Below are 15,763 nucleotides of genomic sequence, written 5' to 3' on the forward strand. Positions count from 1 at the left end.
TATGCAGTGTCAATTAATACTACCCATGCGCATGTAAACAGCGGCTCAAACACCGACGAAGGCAAAAGCCACAGTAGTCGTTCAACCAGTGACTTGCCTAACAGGGCGGTTGAAATTGACTATTATTGGATGGCCAAAGCCATTCGACTGGCGCAAAAAGGCCAATATACTACTTCTCCTAATCCCCGTGTTGGTTGTGTCATTGTTAATAGCAACAATGAATCTATTGGCCAAGGTGTACATATTCAAGCCGGTACGCCGCATGCCGAAATTCATGCCCTTAGTGAAGCAGGGAAAAGCGCAAAAGGCGCCACAGCCTATGTGACACTAGAGCCATGTAGTCATTATGGAAGAACGCCCCCCTGCGCAGAAGCACTGATAAAAGCACAAGTCTCGCGGGTGGTTATTGCCATGACTGATCCGAACCCCAATGTCAGCGGTAATGGTATTCGCATGTTACAAGATGCGGGCATTGAGGTGTCATCTGATATTATGTCGGCAGAATCTGCCGCGTTAAACCCAGGTTTTATCAAGCGCATGCTAACAGGCAAACCTTATGTTCGAGTGAAATTGGGCATCAGTGTTGATGGAAAAATCGCGCTTCAAAATGGCAACAGCCAATGGATAACCGGGCCAGAAGCCAGAAGAGATGTACAGCACTACCGTGCACAAAGCTGCGCAGTGTTAACAGGTTCGGGTACGGTAAAAGCCGATAACCCAAGTCTATTAGTGAGACCTGACGAAGCCAAGTTTGCGCATTACCCGTTGGAGGCAATTCGCCAACCAGTGCGAGTAATCGTGAATAGTGCCGATGACCTTTCAAGGGATTATTCGTGCATGAACGATGGTCATCCCACCTTTGTGGCATCTACCCAACATAACGCCGATACGGATAATCGCCAACACCTAACTGTTGATGCGATGAACGGTAAAGTGGATATCAGTAAACTTATGCTGCAGTTAGGCGCTATGCAGTTTAATGAAGTGTGGGTAGAAGCAGGACCAGGTTTAGCTGGCGCATTGATGATGGCCGGTGAAGTAGACGAACTCATTTGTTATCAAGCACCTAAGCTATTGGGAGACAAAGGGGTGAGTATGGTATCTTTACCCACCTTTACCGAATTGAATCAAGCTATTGAATTGTCGCTGATTGAAAGTCGACAAATAGGTAACGATATGAAGCTTCGTTACAGTCTCAACGCGCCTCAACAGCCCTCAATAGCCTTATAGGAACATTATGTTTACTGGAATTATTCAAGCTTTAGGCAAGATTACTAAACTCGATAACCGTGGTAGTGACATACGGTTAACGGTTTCATCAACTACACTGGATATGGCTGATGTTGCGCTTGGCGACAGTATCGCTACCAACGGGGTATGCCTTACCGTGACTGATATGGGTAGCGATTATTATTGCGCAGATGTGTCGGCTGAAACCATAAAACTCACCGGCTTTGCCCATTACGGCACGGGTTCTACGGTGAACCTTGAAAAGGCAATGCGACCCACTGACAGACTGGGCGGACACATTGTTTCGGGGCACGTCGATGGCGTTGGCGAGATCAGTAAAATTATAAAACACACCGACTATGTTGAATTTTGGGTAAAAGCACCTACATCTTTAGCCAAGTATATCGCTCATAAGGGCAGCATTACTGTTGATGGCGTGAGCCTTACGGTAAATGAAGTCAACGGTGCTGAGTTTATGCTATGGATAATTCCTCACACGTTGAAAGAAACGGTGATGGGAAATTACGAAGTAGGCACCGCGGTAAATTTAGAAGTAGATGTAATAGCACGTTACCTTGAACGCTTAATGATGGGTGATAAAGCAGCATCACCCATATCAAAAGACATTGATATGGCGTTTTTGGCTGAGAACGGATTTTTGAGAAAGTAACCCTACAAGAAGTATAAAAACTATGGCATTTAACACCTCGAAAGAAATTATTGAAGACATTCGCCTGGGTAAAATGGTTATCTTGATGGATGATGAAGATCGCGAAAACGAAGGCGATCTTATTATGGCAGCAGAACATGTAACGCCAGAAGCGATTAACTTTATGGTTACGCATGCCAGAGGTTTAGTTTGCCTACCTATGACCGAAGCACGCTGTAGACGCCTTAATCTGCCGTTAATGGTGGATAAAAACGAAGCACAGTTTTCTACTAACTTTACCGTATCGATTGAAGCGGCAACAGGTGTTACTACCGGTATTTCAGCAGCAGATCGCGCGGTTACCATTAAAGCCGCCGTTGCTAAAGAAGCGAAGGCTACCGATATAGTCCAGCCAGGGCATATTTTTCCGCTAATTGCGAAAGAAGGCGGTGTATTAAACCGTGCAGGGCATACCGAAGCGGGTGTCGATTTACCCCGTTTAGCAGGATTAGAGCCAGCTGGCGTTATCGTTGAAATCTTAAATGAAGACGGCTCAATGGCGCGTCGTCCGGAGCTTGAGAAATTCGCCGAAAAACACGACCTTAAAATTGGCACCATCGCCGATTTAATCGAGTACAGAAACCTAAACGAAACTACCATTGAAAAGGTCGCTCAGTGCAACCTACCGACAGAATATGGTGATTTTGAGCTGCACACGTTCAAAGACAGCATAGATAACCAGCTACACTTTGCGCTGAAAAAAGGAGAAGTGACCGCTGAAAACCCAACATTGGTTCGCGTGCATCTGCATAACACCTTCAGTGATTTGTTGGGCTCTACCCGCGGCATTCATCGTTCGCTTACCTTATCGGAAGGGATGCAAAAAATTGCTGATGAAGGCGGTGTGCTCGTATTGCTAGGTAAAGATGAACAAATTGAACAACAGGTTCGCCGTTTTGCCGCTGAAGATAGAGGCGAGCGCCCAACGGGTGCTGATTGGCAGGGCTCTTCACGCACCATTGGTGTGGGCAGCCAAATTTTAGCTTCTATTGGCGTTCAAAAAATGCGCCTGCTAAGCAAGCCTATTAAGTACCATGCCTTATCAGGCTATGGCCTAGAAGTGGTTGAGTACGTACACGATTAAGTAGTGGTAAATCATAAGCTCTTGGTAAGGCTCTGTTAACGAAAAGTCATTACCACAAGCCAATGCAATTTACGTAAGTAATTTATAGGAAAGGTGGGGAAAGGGCGCAGTAAACCCTCCACCGCATGGATGCGGTGGCGGAGCGTACAGGGAAGTATTTACCGCGTGTTTACGGAGCCCTATCCCCACCTTGCCGTTTGTTATTCGGGCTAACGGACTTGTCAGCCAGTAACAAAAACAATCGATTTAGTTTGGGCGTAGTTGTGGTATACTTCGCGCCGTTTTTCTCGAGGAATGAAATCATGCAAGTAGTTGAAGGTAATATCAGAGCGACCGGTAAGAAGATTGCTATTGTTGTTGCACGCTTTAATAGCTTTGTTGTTGAGAGCTTATTGGAAGGCGCATTAGACACACTAGACCGTCACGGTGAAGTGAACGAAGACGATATCACAGTGGTACGTGTTCCAGGTGCTTATGAGTTGCCTATTGTTGCTAAGAAACTTGCTGAGAAAAAATCTTTTGACGCCATTATTGCACTTGGTGCGGTAATTCGTGGCGGCACACCTCATTTTGACTTTGTTGCAGGTGAATGCAACAAAGGCCTAGCGCAAGTATCGCTAGAATATGGTGTGCCGGTATCTTTTGGTGTTATCACTACAGATTCTATTGAACAGGCTATCGAACGTTCTGGAACCAAAGCAGGCAACAAAGGCGCAGAAGCAGCCTTAGGTGCGCTTGAAATGGTTAACGTTATCGATGCTGTTGAAAAGCTTTAAGGTAAAAAATTAAGTGAAAGTTTCAGCTCGTCGTAAAGCCCGTGAACTTGCCCTTCAAGGCATCTATTCATGGCAAATGAGTCACAACGATATTCAACAAATTGAACTGGCGCTAGCGACCAGTAACGATATGAAGAAAGTTGATATGGCTTATTTTCAGGCACTGCTTCGCGGTGTGGCGCACAGCGCTAGCCACTTAGATACGACTATCAAGCCGTATTTGGGCCGTTTGCCTGAAGAACTAGATGCAATCGAAAAGGCTATCTTACGTATTGCGACACTGGAACTTACAGAGCGTAAGGATGTGCCTTATCGCGTAATTATTAATGAAGCGATTGAACTTGCGAAGTCTTTCGGGGCCGAAGAAAGTCATAAATTCATCAATGGTGCGCTTGATAAAGCGGTTCGCTCGTTGCGTAAAGACGAACGCGATTAACCTTGTCCAGTGGCATTGGATGTCACAAAGGGTTTAATAGACTATCGTGAAAGAATTTGATCTTATCGGCCGCTACTTCTCTGATAGCGGCCATACTCGTAAAGACGTTGTTATTGGTATTGGTGATGATTGTGCCGTAACTAACGTTCCTAGTAACCAACAACTTGCCGTTACTACAGACACCTTAGTAGCCGGTGTGCACTTCTTAGAAGATGCACCTGCAAAATCAGTTGCGTATAAAACCGTAGCCGTGAATTTAAGCGATTTAGCCGCCATGGGCGCTGAACCTGCTTGGATAAGCTTATCGTTGTCGTTACCAACAGTGAATGATGAATGGCTTAGCGAATTCGTAGATGGTTTGTACGAACTCACGCAGTATTATTCAGTACAGTTAATTGGTGGCGATACCGTTAAAGGCCCGATGGCCATGACCATTACGGCGCAAGGGTTCATTCCACCCGGTTCTGAATTGACTCGCAGTAATGCAAAACCTGGTGATTGGGTTTATGTGACAGGCACATTAGGTGATGCTGGTGCAGGCTTAGATATTCTTCAAAATAAGCTATCGGTGGCTGGTGAAGCACGTGATGTGCTTATTAATCGGCATTATTACCCAACGCCTCGCGTTGCAATGGGAACGGCACTTCGTCGTATTGCTTCCTCATGTATTGACGTGTCTGATGGTTTAATATCGGATTTAGGCCACATACTAAAAGCATCAGGCTGTGGTGCAAATGTACATGTTGATAAGCTGCCTTTATCGAGAGCGTTAACGAGCGCCGTTGACAATGCTCAAGCTATTGAATATGCGCTGTCAGCAGGCGACGATTACGAGCTTATCTTTACCGTAGGCGAAGAACAGCGAGGCAACTTTGAAACCTCGATGGGCAGTAGTAGCGTAAAAGCAACCTGTATTGGTCAGTTAAGCGGTCATGTTGGTCAGCTTAATTTATTGAAAGATAATCAGCCGTTCACGCCAACTAATGAAAATGGTTACGAGCATAGTTTCTAGAAGCTAACAGAGCATTATATGCAAAAAGAATATCGCGCTAGAATTAGCATGAAGAATCCAGTGCACTTTTTAGCGCTGGGTTTTGGTAGTGGGCTTATTCCGTTTATGCCCGGTACGTTTGGCTCAGCGGCTGCACTTCCATTATTAGTATTGTCAGCGAATATGCCAGTGGTGGTATTTATCGCTTTCACTGTTTTTGCTTCAATTTTTGGCATTTATCTGTGCGGAAAAACCGCTGATGATATGCAGGTGCACGATCACGGCTCTATTGTGTGGGATGAAGTGGCAGGTATGTTTATTACCTTCTTATTTGTACCTATTACAGCGTCTTCGTTGCTAGCAGGTTTTTTGCTGTTTCGCGTATTCGATATTTTAAAGCCATGGCCAATAGGGCCTATCGATAAGCGCTTGCACGGCGGTACCGGCATTATGCTCGATGACATAGTGGCAGGTGCTATGGCTTGCGCGTGTTTACATATCATGATGAGCGTGTGGCCTGCATTTACAACCTTGTTTTAAAATCGGGCTAACCTAATCTAACCAAACCTAAGCTCGTTCGATAATACGCAAAATTTGTACATACTAAAAAGCCCGCTGCTGCGGGCTTTTTGTTTTTAAAGACTAGTGAGTGAATAAGTTACGAAACCAATTGTTAGTTCAGTAAGCCTTTAAGTGTAGCGGTAATGCCTTCGGCATCCAGCCCATGCTCTTTGTACATTTCTTGCTGCGTACCTTGTAAAATAAAGCTGTCTGGAAGCCCTAACGTACGAACGGGTTTCATAATGCCTTGTTGTTGTAAGTACTCAAGCACACCAGAGCCTGCACCGCCGGCTATACACCCATCTTCTAAGGTAATAAGCATATCGTGTTCTGCCGCTGCTTTCTCAATAGCTTGGCCATCCAGCGGCTTCACAAAGCGCATATCAATAACCGTTGCATCAATAGCTTCTGCAGCCGCTAACGCATTAGGTAAGAGTGTGCCAAAATTCAATATTGCTGCTTTTTTCGCTGGCATGCCGGTAATAGCACGGCTAACCTTTGATTTGCCAATCGGTAACTCGGTCATCGCAGCGTCTGGGGTAATACCCATTCCAGACCCTCGAGGGTAGCGTACCGCAGCAGGTTTTTGCGCTTTATGGCCAGTATAAAGCATTTGTCTGCATTCATTTTCATCAGACGGCGCCATAACAATCATATTTGGAATACAGCGCAAAAAGGCAATATCAAACGCACCTTGGTGAGTAGGGCCATCAGCACCCACTATACCGGCACGGTCAACAGCAAATAAAACCGGCAAGTCTTGCAACGCCACATCGTGAATAAGCTGATCGTACGCACGCTGTAAAAAGGTTGAGTAGATGGCAACTACTGGGTTACATCCATCACGGGCTAGGCCCGCAGCAAAGGTAACCGCATGCTGTTCTGCAATGGCAACATCAAAATACTGTTCAGGGTATTGCTGCGAGAATGCGACCATGCCAGAACCTTCACGCATAGCGGGGGTAACCGCCATCAATTTAGGATCTTGCGCTGCCATATCGCACAACCAATCGCCAAAAATGGCAGAAAAAGTCGGTGCAGATGGCTTGGCTTTAGGTAATGCGTTATCGGCAGGATTAAATTTAGGCACTGCGTGGAATTTAATCGGATCTTTTTCGGCAAGGGCGTAGCCTTTACCTTTTTTAGTTACCACGTGAAGCAATTGTGGTCCTTTGAATTTGCGCATATTACGCAAGGTATCTACCACCGCATCCACATCGTGACCATCAATAGGGCCAATGTAATTAAAGCCTAGCTCTTCAAAGATAGTGCCTGGTACTACCATGCCTTTAAGATGCTCTTCTGCACGACTAGCAAACTCTTTGATAGGTGGCACATTACTTAATAGCTTTTTAGAACCATCGCGAATAGAGTTGAAGACATTACCCGTTAATAAACGGGCTAGGTGACTATTAAGCGCACCTACGTTTTCAGAGATAGACATTTCGTTGTCGTTTAACACCACAACCATATCTTTATTAATATCACCAGCATGGTTCATTGCTTCAAATGCCATACCTGCGGTAATCGCACCATCACCAATCACGGCAACCACTTTACGATTTTTACCTTCTTGCTCAGCGGCAACTGCCATACCAAGCGCAGCACTTATCGATGTAGACGAGTGGCCTACGGCAAAAGTGTCGTAGTCACTTTCAGGTGGCCAAGGGAAGGGGTGCAAGCCGTCTTTTTGTCGAATAGTCGACATTTGCTTAGCGCGACCCGTCAGAATTTTATGGGGGTAAGCCTGATGACCCACATCCCAAATTAATCTGTCGATTGGCGTATTATAAATATAATGCAAAGCCACAGTAAGCTCTACCGTGCCTAAGCCCGACGCAAAGTGTCCACTGGTTTGGCTAACACTATTTAGTAAATATTCTCGTAATTCATCTGACAACTCACGCAACTTCTCTTGCGGTAACTGTCTTAACTTATCCGGCGTTTGCGCAATAGCAAGCGTGGGGTAATGTTGGAGGTCTAAACTCATTATTTATTATCTTTTTCAACATGGTTGCAGAACTAATGGTCTCGTTTTACCAATAGTTCGCTAAACGCAATTAAACTGTCTGTATTGTAGGGTAAACGAGCCAAGGCTTGAAGGGCATTCTGATGCAGCTTATCAAGTTCTCGTTTTGCGCCTTCAATGCCAAGTTTGGCAGGAAAGGTATTCTTACCCAAAGCAATGTCAGAGCCTGCAGGCTTTCCTAATTGCTCACTATTACCTTCTACGTCAAGAATGTCATCTTGGACTTGAAATGCAAGACCAATATCATCGGCGTAGGCCAATAGGTCTGCTTTACTGTCACTATCAAGTTCTGGAGAAACAATAGATACCATTTCAATACATGCACGAAGCAGGGCGCCGGTTTTCAAATTGTGCAGCCGCTTGAGCTGCTCTAGGCTTATTTCTTCACCCGTGCTGGCTAAATCGATAGCTTGTCCGCCACACATGCCGCGATAGCCTGCGGCGCGGGCTAACACAGAAAGTAATTCACCACGTTTATTGGTTGCGAAATCACTTAATGGCGCATCGGCTAATGTGCTAAAAGCAAGGGCTTGCAATGCATCACCGGCTAATATTGCGGTGGCTTCATCAAATGCAATATGACAAGTTGGCTGGCCGCGACGCAAATCGTCGTCGTCCATGGCTGGCAAGTCATCATGTACCAGCGAATAAGCATGCACGCACTCAATTGCCATACTAATCGCCATTTGATCGCCTTTAGGCACATCAAGGGTATTGCCGATAACTTGAACCAGTAATGGTCGCATGCGTTTACCCCCTACCAACAACGCATGGCGCATTGCTTCTTTAAGCCGCGGTGCGTCGTGGGGAAGGTCATCAATAAGCGTATTTAACGACGCATCGGTCTGCTGCTTAACTTGCTGATGCAATGCAGTGAAATTCATAACGTACCCGTTTGTTGCGACACGAGGCTTAAGGCTGCTCGTCTTCAGGAAGAGGGTGTAATGCGCTTTCGCCTTGCTCATTAAGCAAAATTTTAACTTTTTGCTCGGCTTGCTCTAACGACTTCTGGCCTTCACGAGAAAGGGCAATGCCTCGCTCGAATTTCTCAAGTGCAACGTTTAATGGTAACTCACCATTTTCCATCTCATTAACAATGGCATCTAATTCGGTAAGGGTTTCCTCAAACGAGGGGGAATCTGTCTTTTTCGTCACTTTCGCCACCATAGCACTCAATTTTAGGCGTTTCTTGGGATTACGCGCACATTAACTGAGGGTAGCCAATGGGTCAAATGGTTTGTCAATATATGCCCTATTGCAGCTATCTATGACAACGCGTTGTGAATCAAGCCTCAGTATCAAAACTGGCGCCTAAAGTTCGACTAACATCATTATGTATACAATAATTAAGGCAATTTGCGATAATCTTGTTATAGAAATTCTATACAATGCCGATAGAATACGAGTAATAGTTATGCAGCGTCTGCAAAAAATGAGGAAGAGTGAGTGGATTTAGCAACCGTCATAGGTATGTTGGGCGCCATCGGCTTTGTAGTAATGGCCATGGTTATGGGTGGCAGTATTGCCATGTTCATCAACGTACCGTCTATCTTGATCGTATTTGGTGGCACCCTTTTCGTTATTTTATCCCAATACACTTTAGGGCAGTTCTTTGGTGCAGGTAAAATTGCAGGCAAAGCATTCATGTTCAAAATTGATACGCCTGAAGACTTAATTGAAAAAATTGTTGAGATGGCCGATGCAGCACGTAAAGGCGGTTTTCTTGCATTAGAAGAAGCTGAAATTGACAATCCGTTTATGCAAAAAGGTGTAGACATGCTGGTTGATGGTCACGACATAGAAGTGGTCAGAGAAACCTTAGCGAAAGATATTTCTATGACCACCGAGCGACACGAATTTGGTGCCACCATATTTAAAGGTATGGGTGATATCGCACCAGCAATGGGAATGATTGGAACCCTGATTGGTCTGGTGGCCATGCTTTCTAACATGGATGATCCTAAATCGATTGGACCAGCGATGGCGGTAGCACTATTAACTACCCTGTATGGTGCATTCCTTGCCAACATTATCTGCCTACCCATGGCGGTAAAACTCGGTAACCGCGCACAAGAAGAAAAGCTTAACCAAATGCTAGTACTCGATGGCATTGTGGGTATTGCTGATGGACAAAATCCGCGTGTTATCGAAGGTATATTGAAAAACTATCTAGCGGCAAGTAAACGCGGTACGGGCGCTGAGGACGAATAATGGCTGAAGAAGAGTGCCCAAAATGTCCTCCCGAGGGGCTTCCTGCATGGATGGGGACCTTCGCGGATTTAATGTCGTTGCTTATGTGCTTCTTTGTACTGTTGCTCTCATTTTCAGAAATGGATGTACTGAAGTTTAAGCAAATAGCGGGCTCTATGAAGTTTGCCTTCGGGGTACAAAACAAAATTGAAGTGAAAGACATCCCTAAAGGCACCAGTGTTATTGCGATGGAATTCAGACCCGGTCGTCCAGACCCGTCGCCTATCGACACTATTCAGCAACAAACCATTGAAATGACTCAACAGATGCTAGAGTTTCAAGCGGGTGATGAAGACTCTTCAGGCGGTAGGCAGAAGCAAAGAGGTGAGCAGCGCGGTGGTCAGTCGCAACAAACGGCTACCGATCAGTCTTCCTCTGAGTCGCAAAGTTCAGATCAAACTCAAACTGCTGAGTTAATGAAAAAAGTGGCGCAGCAGTTACAAAAGCAAATTCTTGATGGTGCAGTAGAATTAGAGTCTTTAGGTCAGCAACTGACTATTCGCATTAGAGAGAACGGTTCGTTTTCGGCCGGTTCTGCATTCCTACAACCTCAGTTCCAGCCTATCTTACGCAAAATTGGGGTGCTGTTAGCTGATGTGCCAGGGGAAATAGAAATATCAGGGCATAGTGACGGACAACACATTGCAAACGAGCTCTATCGTTCCAATTGGGATTTATCGTCTCAGCGTGCCGTAGCCGTTGCCGAAGCCATGCGGACAGCCCCAGGGTTCGATGAAAGCAGAATGTCGGTAGTAGGGAAGGCCGATACCGACCCTATGGTAGAAGATGCTACAACGCCGGCTGACAGAGCGCGAAATAGACGGGTAGAGATTAATATTAATCAAGGTAAACCCATGACCTCTCAACCTATATCCGTGGTTGATGAATAAAGGTTATAAGCAGAACGCAAAACAAAAAAGGGCGAATCAGATGATTCGCCCTTTTATTTTGTAGTCGTCTTACACTTCCAACTAATCTTGCCATAAAGAGCCAACTAATGGGGCCTTCAACATCCGACTAACATTGTTTGCACATGCAACTAGCGTTGCAGGGCTTCTCTGTGATGTGGTTTAGATATTACCAATTGCACAGTGCTAATGGTTCTTTCTAAAAAACCACCTTCGCAATATTTTAAATAGTAAATCCACATCCGCATAAAACGTTCATCGTAACCGTCGTTTAGTAACGCTTCTTTAGCGCTAATAAATGCCTCGTACCAATGATTTAGCGTTTGGGCGTAATCTAAGCCGATATCATGCAAATCTCGAATCATCATGTCGCTGTAGCGCTTTAAATGAGCGTTTAACTGATATTGTGAGGGCAGGAATCCACCAGGGAAGATGTATTTTTGAATGAAATCCACACTGCTTGCGTAACTTTCATAACGCCTATCATCGATGGTGATGGATTGTAGCAACATTAGCCCATCGTCTTTCAACAACGATGAACACTTCTCAAAAAAGTTACCTAAGTAGTCTTTTCCTACAGCTTCAATCATTTCTATTGAAACCAGCTTATCGTATTTACCATCTAGCAGGCGATAGTCTTTTTTCAGCAAAGTGACTTTGTCAGACACCTGCGCGCGCTCAATCCACTGCTCTGCCCAGGCATATTGCTCTTCAGAGATAGTTGTGGTGGTCACATTACAACCATAATGCTTAGCCGCATACACTGCCAAACCACCCCAACCGGTACCAATTTCTAAAAGATGGTCACCTTCGGTTAACTGAAGCTTGTCACAAATTGTTTTAAGTTTGTGATTTTGTGCCTCTTCTAAACTGGCATTAATATCAGGATAAATTGCCGATGAATACATCATGGTGTTATCAAGAAAGCGTGTGTAAAGCTTATTTCCTAAATCGTAATGGGCTTCAATATTTTTCTTGGCTTGGTCTTGTGTGTTGCGGCGGGCAAAGTGCTGAATTTTTAAAATAGGCATGGAAATCCATTTAAACTTGTTCTCCCACGCATCAAGAGTCGATAAATTACGCGCAAAAATTTGCACTACAGCCGTAACATTGTCGCTTTCCCACAGGCCGTCCATATAGGCTTCACCTGCACCCACGCTGCCGCCCAATAATAGTTGGCGATAGGCTTTTACGTCTTTAAAATTAATAGTTGCGTGCAAATCGTCGTTGGGGTTACCCAAAGAGGCAATCGTACTGCCATTTTCCATGATGGTAAGTGAACCATGTGGAAGTTTCTCTAAACACTTTAAAAATGCGCGCCTACAAACCTTGTCAAAAAGAGACGCTTCTGAAGGGGTACTAAATACAGATTCACCGGAAGACATGTAGTTATTATTCCTGACTTTTCTTAGGGTGGTTATAAAGTGGCGTTCGTTTTATAAGTAACTTTAACGCCTGCCAATATATGCCAATCATTGTTCTAATGGTCATACTGGGTATACGTTTCATAACCCGACTTAGATTCGCATTATCTAATGAAAGCCGTGTTAAATTTATTCCAGCACTGAATTCTCTATCGTCTCGAACACAGTCCATTACCAATGCGAGGCGTTGGCTAGGTTGCGTTATTCGCCATTTGTACGTCATGTCCATTGGGTTAAACGGCGATACATGGAATGCTTTTGGTGTATCTGCTTGCAGTGCTAAATCGACCAAATAATAGTGTCGCTCATTCCAAGGGGTATTACTGACTTCTGCCAATACATGGGTAAAGGAATTGTCTTTGCCCTTTAAATAATAAAAATTAACAGGGCTGAAATACATTCCCCACATACGAAGCTGCCCAAGCATGTATACATCACCGCTTAAGGTATCCTCACTTAAACTGTTCATTTTTTCTAGTACGCTTTGGTCTAATGGCGTGTTGCTATCACCTAAGTAGTCTTCACGGTTAAAGCGTACTCTTGCTTTGGTATCAACCGAAAAGTGTTTCAAAGCCGCTGACAAGGCATCAACTTCGCTTAACTTTATCCAGAATAAATAGATATGATAGTCGAACTTATGTTGGGTAGGTGAAAAGCGTTCGTGATACACCTTTCCTTCATAAATAGCGCTATCCATCAGAGGTTAACTCCAAATCGCTCGCATACATCTAATGCGCTATGTACGCCGTCTTCATGAAAGCCGTTATACCAGTAGGCGCCACAAAAATGAAGATTATCAACACCGCATATTTGGCTTCGGCGCTGTTGTGCATTCACCATAATTTCACTAAATTGAGGGTGCGCATATTGATAACTACCCAACACCGCGCTTTTATCAATTTCATTTGTGTTATTAAGGGTGACGCAGTAGGTATTCGCAGCGTCTAATCGCTGAAGAATATTCATGTCGTAAGTCACCGAAGCCGGTCTGTCTTCTTCGCCAGCATCGTCTTTTAATCGGTAATTCCAACTCGCCCATGCAAGCTTTCGCTTTGGAAGTTGCTTTGTATCTTTATGCATAACAACGTCGTTTTGAGCAAAGCCAATGGCACCTAACACAGCTTGCTGGGCTTCGGTAGGGGTATCTAGCATGGCAAGGGCTTGGTCGCTATGGCAGGCGAAAACAACGTGGTCAAATGTGGCTTGAGCGCCAGATGTGTCAGTGACCTGCCACATATCGCCTACTTTCTTAACATTGGTAACACCACAAGATAGCTTTATTTTGTCTTTAAAGCTGGCTGTTAACGGGGGGATATAAGTGCTAGAGCCTCCTTTAATGGTGTACCACTGTGGCCTGTCACTTATGTTCAATAAGCCATGGTTGTTAAAAAATTGGAGAAAGAAAGTCAGTGGGAACTGCCTAGTTTGGGCAAGACTTGCAGACCAAATAGCGGCGCACATGGGTAAGATATAATAGCGAGCAAAGTCATCGCTTAGCTTTAGCTCGTTAATAACATCTTGAAGTGTCATTGAAGACGTATCGCGCTTTTCGGCAACAAAAGCCTTGCAGGCTTTGTTGAACTTCAGAATATCGCGCACAATACGCCAAAACCTCGGGCGCAATATATTCCGACGCTGTGCAAACAGACTATTTATCGTATTGCCATTGTACTCAATATTGGCCTTTTTACTGGTAACAGAAAAGCTCATTTCGGTAGGTTGATATGCTACATCAAGCTGTTTCATCAGCTTTATGAATCTAGGGTAGGTCCAATCATTAAATACAATGAAGCCGGTATCGATATGTCGTTCAATGCCATCATCGTTAATCTTTTTTGTGGCAGTGTGCCCGCCAATGTAATCGTTGGCCTCATAAACCGTTATATCAGCCGTTTTATTTAACAAATACCCACAAGTCAGGCCTGAAATACCTGTCCCGATAATCGCTACATTTTTTGTCATTGTTATTGTGCTCTACTGCTTTTCTCGCATCGATAGCGATAATTTCTTTTGTAATCCAACAGGTAAAATATGCATAAACCGCAGGATAAAGCCAAACATGCGGGGGAAAAAAACGGTTTGCTTGTCGGTTTCAATGCCTTTTAGCATAGACTCCGCCGCTTCGGTGGCCGTAATTTTCATTGGCATATCAAAATCATTTTTGTCGGTAAGCGGGGTTTCAACAAACCCTGGCGATACCGCTTGAACTTTTATACCGCGGTCGTGTAAATCTACCTCTAAACTTTTCGTAAAATAGTGAAGGGCTGCTTTACTTGCCCCGTAAGCCTGAGATCGGGTAAATGGAAGAAGGCGAGCCATGCTGTCTACGATGACCAGTTTATCGCCTTTATCTAATGACGGAATAAGCGCTTCTACACAATGAACGACACCGAAAAAGTTCGGTTCAAAAACCCGTCTGAACATATCTGATTCAAATTCATCAATATCGACATATTCACAGGTGCCGGCATTTAAAATGGCAATGTCGCACTTGACGTTTTGTAGCGCTCGTTTCGCATCTTCAAGAGAAGTCACATCAAATTGAAGCGGCTTGATATTTGGCTTTGACGCCAGTTCATCTAAAACATCTTGATTTCGGCCGCATGCAATGACTTGATAGCCTTTTTCTGATGCATGAACCGCTAGCGCTTTGCCAATTCCCGAGGTTGCACCGGTAATGAGTAATGTCTTCATTTCGCTAACCTCTTTTTAATCTTCTTAACAAAGAACCCGAGCAAAGGAATGTGTTCGTAAACCATTTCCCCTAAATCATAGTAATCTTTGTGATAAACAATAATGTCATCCTTTACCGTTAGTTGGGTATTCCCATCTACAGTAATTAATTTATCGCTTTGCTTGAGTTTGAGGTTCATCGTCCAGTTAACAATATGAGTGACGCTGTTGCTACTCACTGGCGCTATCATTGATATATCAAACTGACAACGTTCGGCTTGTTCGAGTAAGTTTGCAAAATACTTCTGAACATCGTCAAGGCCGTGGTGAGTCGTGATAGGATCAACAAATGTTACGTTGGAAGCATAAATGTCTGCTAAATCATCTAGAATGATTTGGCATATATCGGCGTACATGGTCGAAAATCTATCTAATACAGTCATCACTTCTTCACTTTTTTAAAATACCTAAAGGAACATAAAATAGCTATATAACTTGTTGTTACTATTGCTAATACTGCGTGGAAGCTTGTTTAAGGGTACTACTTGAAAGTACTATACACGCTATTTTGATTATCGTTCTATTATTCGAAGCGCAACCCAGTTGGTTAACGTTTTCTTAATATAGTCATTCTACAAATAAAGCGGCGCGTCGGATCATTGCCCTTAGACTAAAGTGTGAAATTTTTTCCC

Annotated in this window: 17 protein-coding genes; 9 read left to right on the forward strand and 8 right to left on the reverse strand. The window is 44.3% G+C overall.

The genetic code is table 11. The features are described from left to right. Positions 1–93 precede the first annotated feature (93 nt). The 7 genes from ribD to J8L84_RS10385 all read left to right on the forward strand — a co-directional run bounded on the left by ribD (position 94) and on the right by J8L84_RS10385 (position 5,766). Positions 94–1,230 (forward strand): bifunctional diaminohydroxyphosphoribosylaminopyrimidine deaminase/5-amino-6-(5-phosphoribosylamino)uracil reductase RibD, encoded by a 1,137-nt coding sequence (ribD, locus tag J8L84_RS10355; RefSeq protein WP_211070660.1) that lies wholly within the window; start codon positions 94–96, stop codon positions 1,228–1,230. Positions 1,231–1,237: 7 nt separating this feature from the next. Next, positions 1,238–1,900, forward strand: coding sequence for a riboflavin synthase (locus J8L84_RS10360; protein ID WP_211070623.1), 663 nt, complete (start codon positions 1,238–1,240; stop codon positions 1,898–1,900). Between the two features lie 22 nt (positions 1,901–1,922). Then, on the forward strand, positions 1,923–3,023 hold the full coding sequence (ribBA, locus tag J8L84_RS10365) for a bifunctional 3,4-dihydroxy-2-butanone-4-phosphate synthase/GTP cyclohydrolase II (protein WP_211070624.1): 1,101 nt from the start codon (positions 1,923–1,925) through the stop codon (positions 3,021–3,023). A 302-nt stretch (positions 3,024–3,325) separates the two neighbouring features. Continuing rightward, a complete protein-coding gene (gene ribE / locus J8L84_RS10370) occupies positions 3,326–3,799 on the forward strand; it encodes a 6,7-dimethyl-8-ribityllumazine synthase (protein ID WP_013783365.1) in 474 nt (157 codons plus the stop codon). Between the two features lie 13 nt (positions 3,800–3,812). Next, on the forward strand, positions 3,813–4,235 hold the full coding sequence (gene nusB, locus J8L84_RS10375; RefSeq protein WP_013783366.1) for a transcription antitermination factor NusB: 423 nt from the start codon (positions 3,813–3,815) through the stop codon (positions 4,233–4,235). Between the two features lie 46 nt (positions 4,236–4,281). Next, positions 4,282–5,247 (forward strand): thiamine-phosphate kinase, encoded by a 966-nt coding sequence (gene thiL, locus J8L84_RS10380; protein ID WP_211070625.1) that lies wholly within the window; start codon positions 4,282–4,284, stop codon positions 5,245–5,247. An 18-nt stretch (positions 5,248–5,265) separates the two neighbouring features. Then, positions 5,266–5,766: a phosphatidylglycerophosphatase A gene (locus J8L84_RS10385; RefSeq protein ID WP_211070626.1), complete on the forward strand. Its 501-nt coding sequence runs from the start codon at positions 5,266–5,268 to the stop codon at positions 5,764–5,766. A gap of 133 nt (positions 5,767–5,899) precedes the next feature. On the opposite strand, the gene dxs is transcribed toward J8L84_RS10385, so the two are convergent. The 3 genes from dxs to xseB are packed head-to-tail and all read right to left on the reverse strand — an operon-like array spanning position 5,900 to position 8,971. After that, positions 5,900–7,777 carry a 1-deoxy-D-xylulose-5-phosphate synthase gene (gene dxs, locus J8L84_RS10390; RefSeq protein WP_211070627.1) on the reverse strand — a complete coding sequence of 626 codons (1,878 nt, stop codon included), beginning with the start codon at positions 7,775–7,777 and terminating at the stop codon, positions 5,900–5,902. A 32-nt stretch (positions 7,778–7,809) separates the two neighbouring features. Then, a complete protein-coding gene (locus tag J8L84_RS10395) occupies positions 7,810–8,700 on the reverse strand; it encodes a farnesyl diphosphate synthase (protein ID WP_211070628.1) in 891 nt (296 codons plus the stop codon). Positions 8,701–8,728: 28 nt separating this feature from the next. After that, positions 8,729–8,971: an exodeoxyribonuclease VII small subunit gene (gene xseB / locus J8L84_RS10400; RefSeq protein WP_082605035.1), complete on the reverse strand. Its 243-nt coding sequence runs from the start codon at positions 8,969–8,971 to the stop codon at positions 8,729–8,731. A 291-nt stretch (positions 8,972–9,262) separates the two neighbouring features. Here xseB and pomA point away from each other — a divergent pair, with 291 nt between their 5' ends. Then, a complete protein-coding gene (pomA, locus tag J8L84_RS10405) occupies positions 9,263–10,027 on the forward strand; it encodes a flagellar motor protein PomA (protein ID WP_013783372.1) in 765 nt (254 codons plus the stop codon). Further along, positions 10,027–10,956, forward strand: coding sequence for a flagellar motor protein MotB (locus tag J8L84_RS10410; RefSeq protein ID WP_013783373.1), 930 nt, complete (start codon positions 10,027–10,029; stop codon positions 10,954–10,956). The genes pomA and J8L84_RS10410 overlap by 1 nt, the downstream gene beginning before the upstream one ends. A 149-nt stretch (positions 10,957–11,105) precedes the next feature. On the opposite strand, the gene J8L84_RS10415 is transcribed toward J8L84_RS10410, so the two are convergent. The 5 genes from J8L84_RS10415 to J8L84_RS10435 are packed head-to-tail and all read right to left on the reverse strand — an operon-like array spanning position 11,106 to position 15,514. Beyond that, positions 11,106–12,359, reverse strand: coding sequence for a cyclopropane-fatty-acyl-phospholipid synthase family protein (locus tag J8L84_RS10415; protein ID WP_211070629.1), 1,254 nt, complete (start codon positions 12,357–12,359; stop codon positions 11,106–11,108). Between the two features lie 7 nt (positions 12,360–12,366). Further along, positions 12,367–13,095, reverse strand: a complete 729-nt coding sequence (locus J8L84_RS10420; protein ID WP_211070630.1) for a DUF1365 domain-containing protein — start codon at positions 13,093–13,095, stop codon at positions 12,367–12,369. Then, complete coding sequence (locus J8L84_RS10425; RefSeq protein WP_211070631.1) at positions 13,095–14,360, reverse strand: FAD-dependent oxidoreductase; 1,266 nt, start codon at positions 14,358–14,360, stop codon at positions 13,095–13,097. Before J8L84_RS10425 ends, J8L84_RS10420 begins: the two co-directional genes overlap by 1 nt. A gap of 12 nt (positions 14,361–14,372) precedes the next feature. Further along, entirely contained in the window at positions 14,373–15,092 is a 720-nt protein-coding gene (locus J8L84_RS10430) for an SDR family NAD(P)-dependent oxidoreductase (protein ID WP_211070632.1), read from the reverse strand. Then, entirely contained in the window at positions 15,089–15,514 is a 426-nt protein-coding gene (locus J8L84_RS10435; RefSeq protein ID WP_211070661.1) for a nuclear transport factor 2 family protein, read from the reverse strand. The genes J8L84_RS10430 and J8L84_RS10435 overlap by 4 nt, the downstream gene beginning before the upstream one ends. Positions 15,515–15,763 lie beyond the last annotated feature (249 nt).

Source organism: Alteromonas sp. MMG017 (genome assembly GCF_018100795.1).
Lineage (GTDB): Bacteria > Pseudomonadota > Gammaproteobacteria > Enterobacterales > Alteromonadaceae > Alteromonas.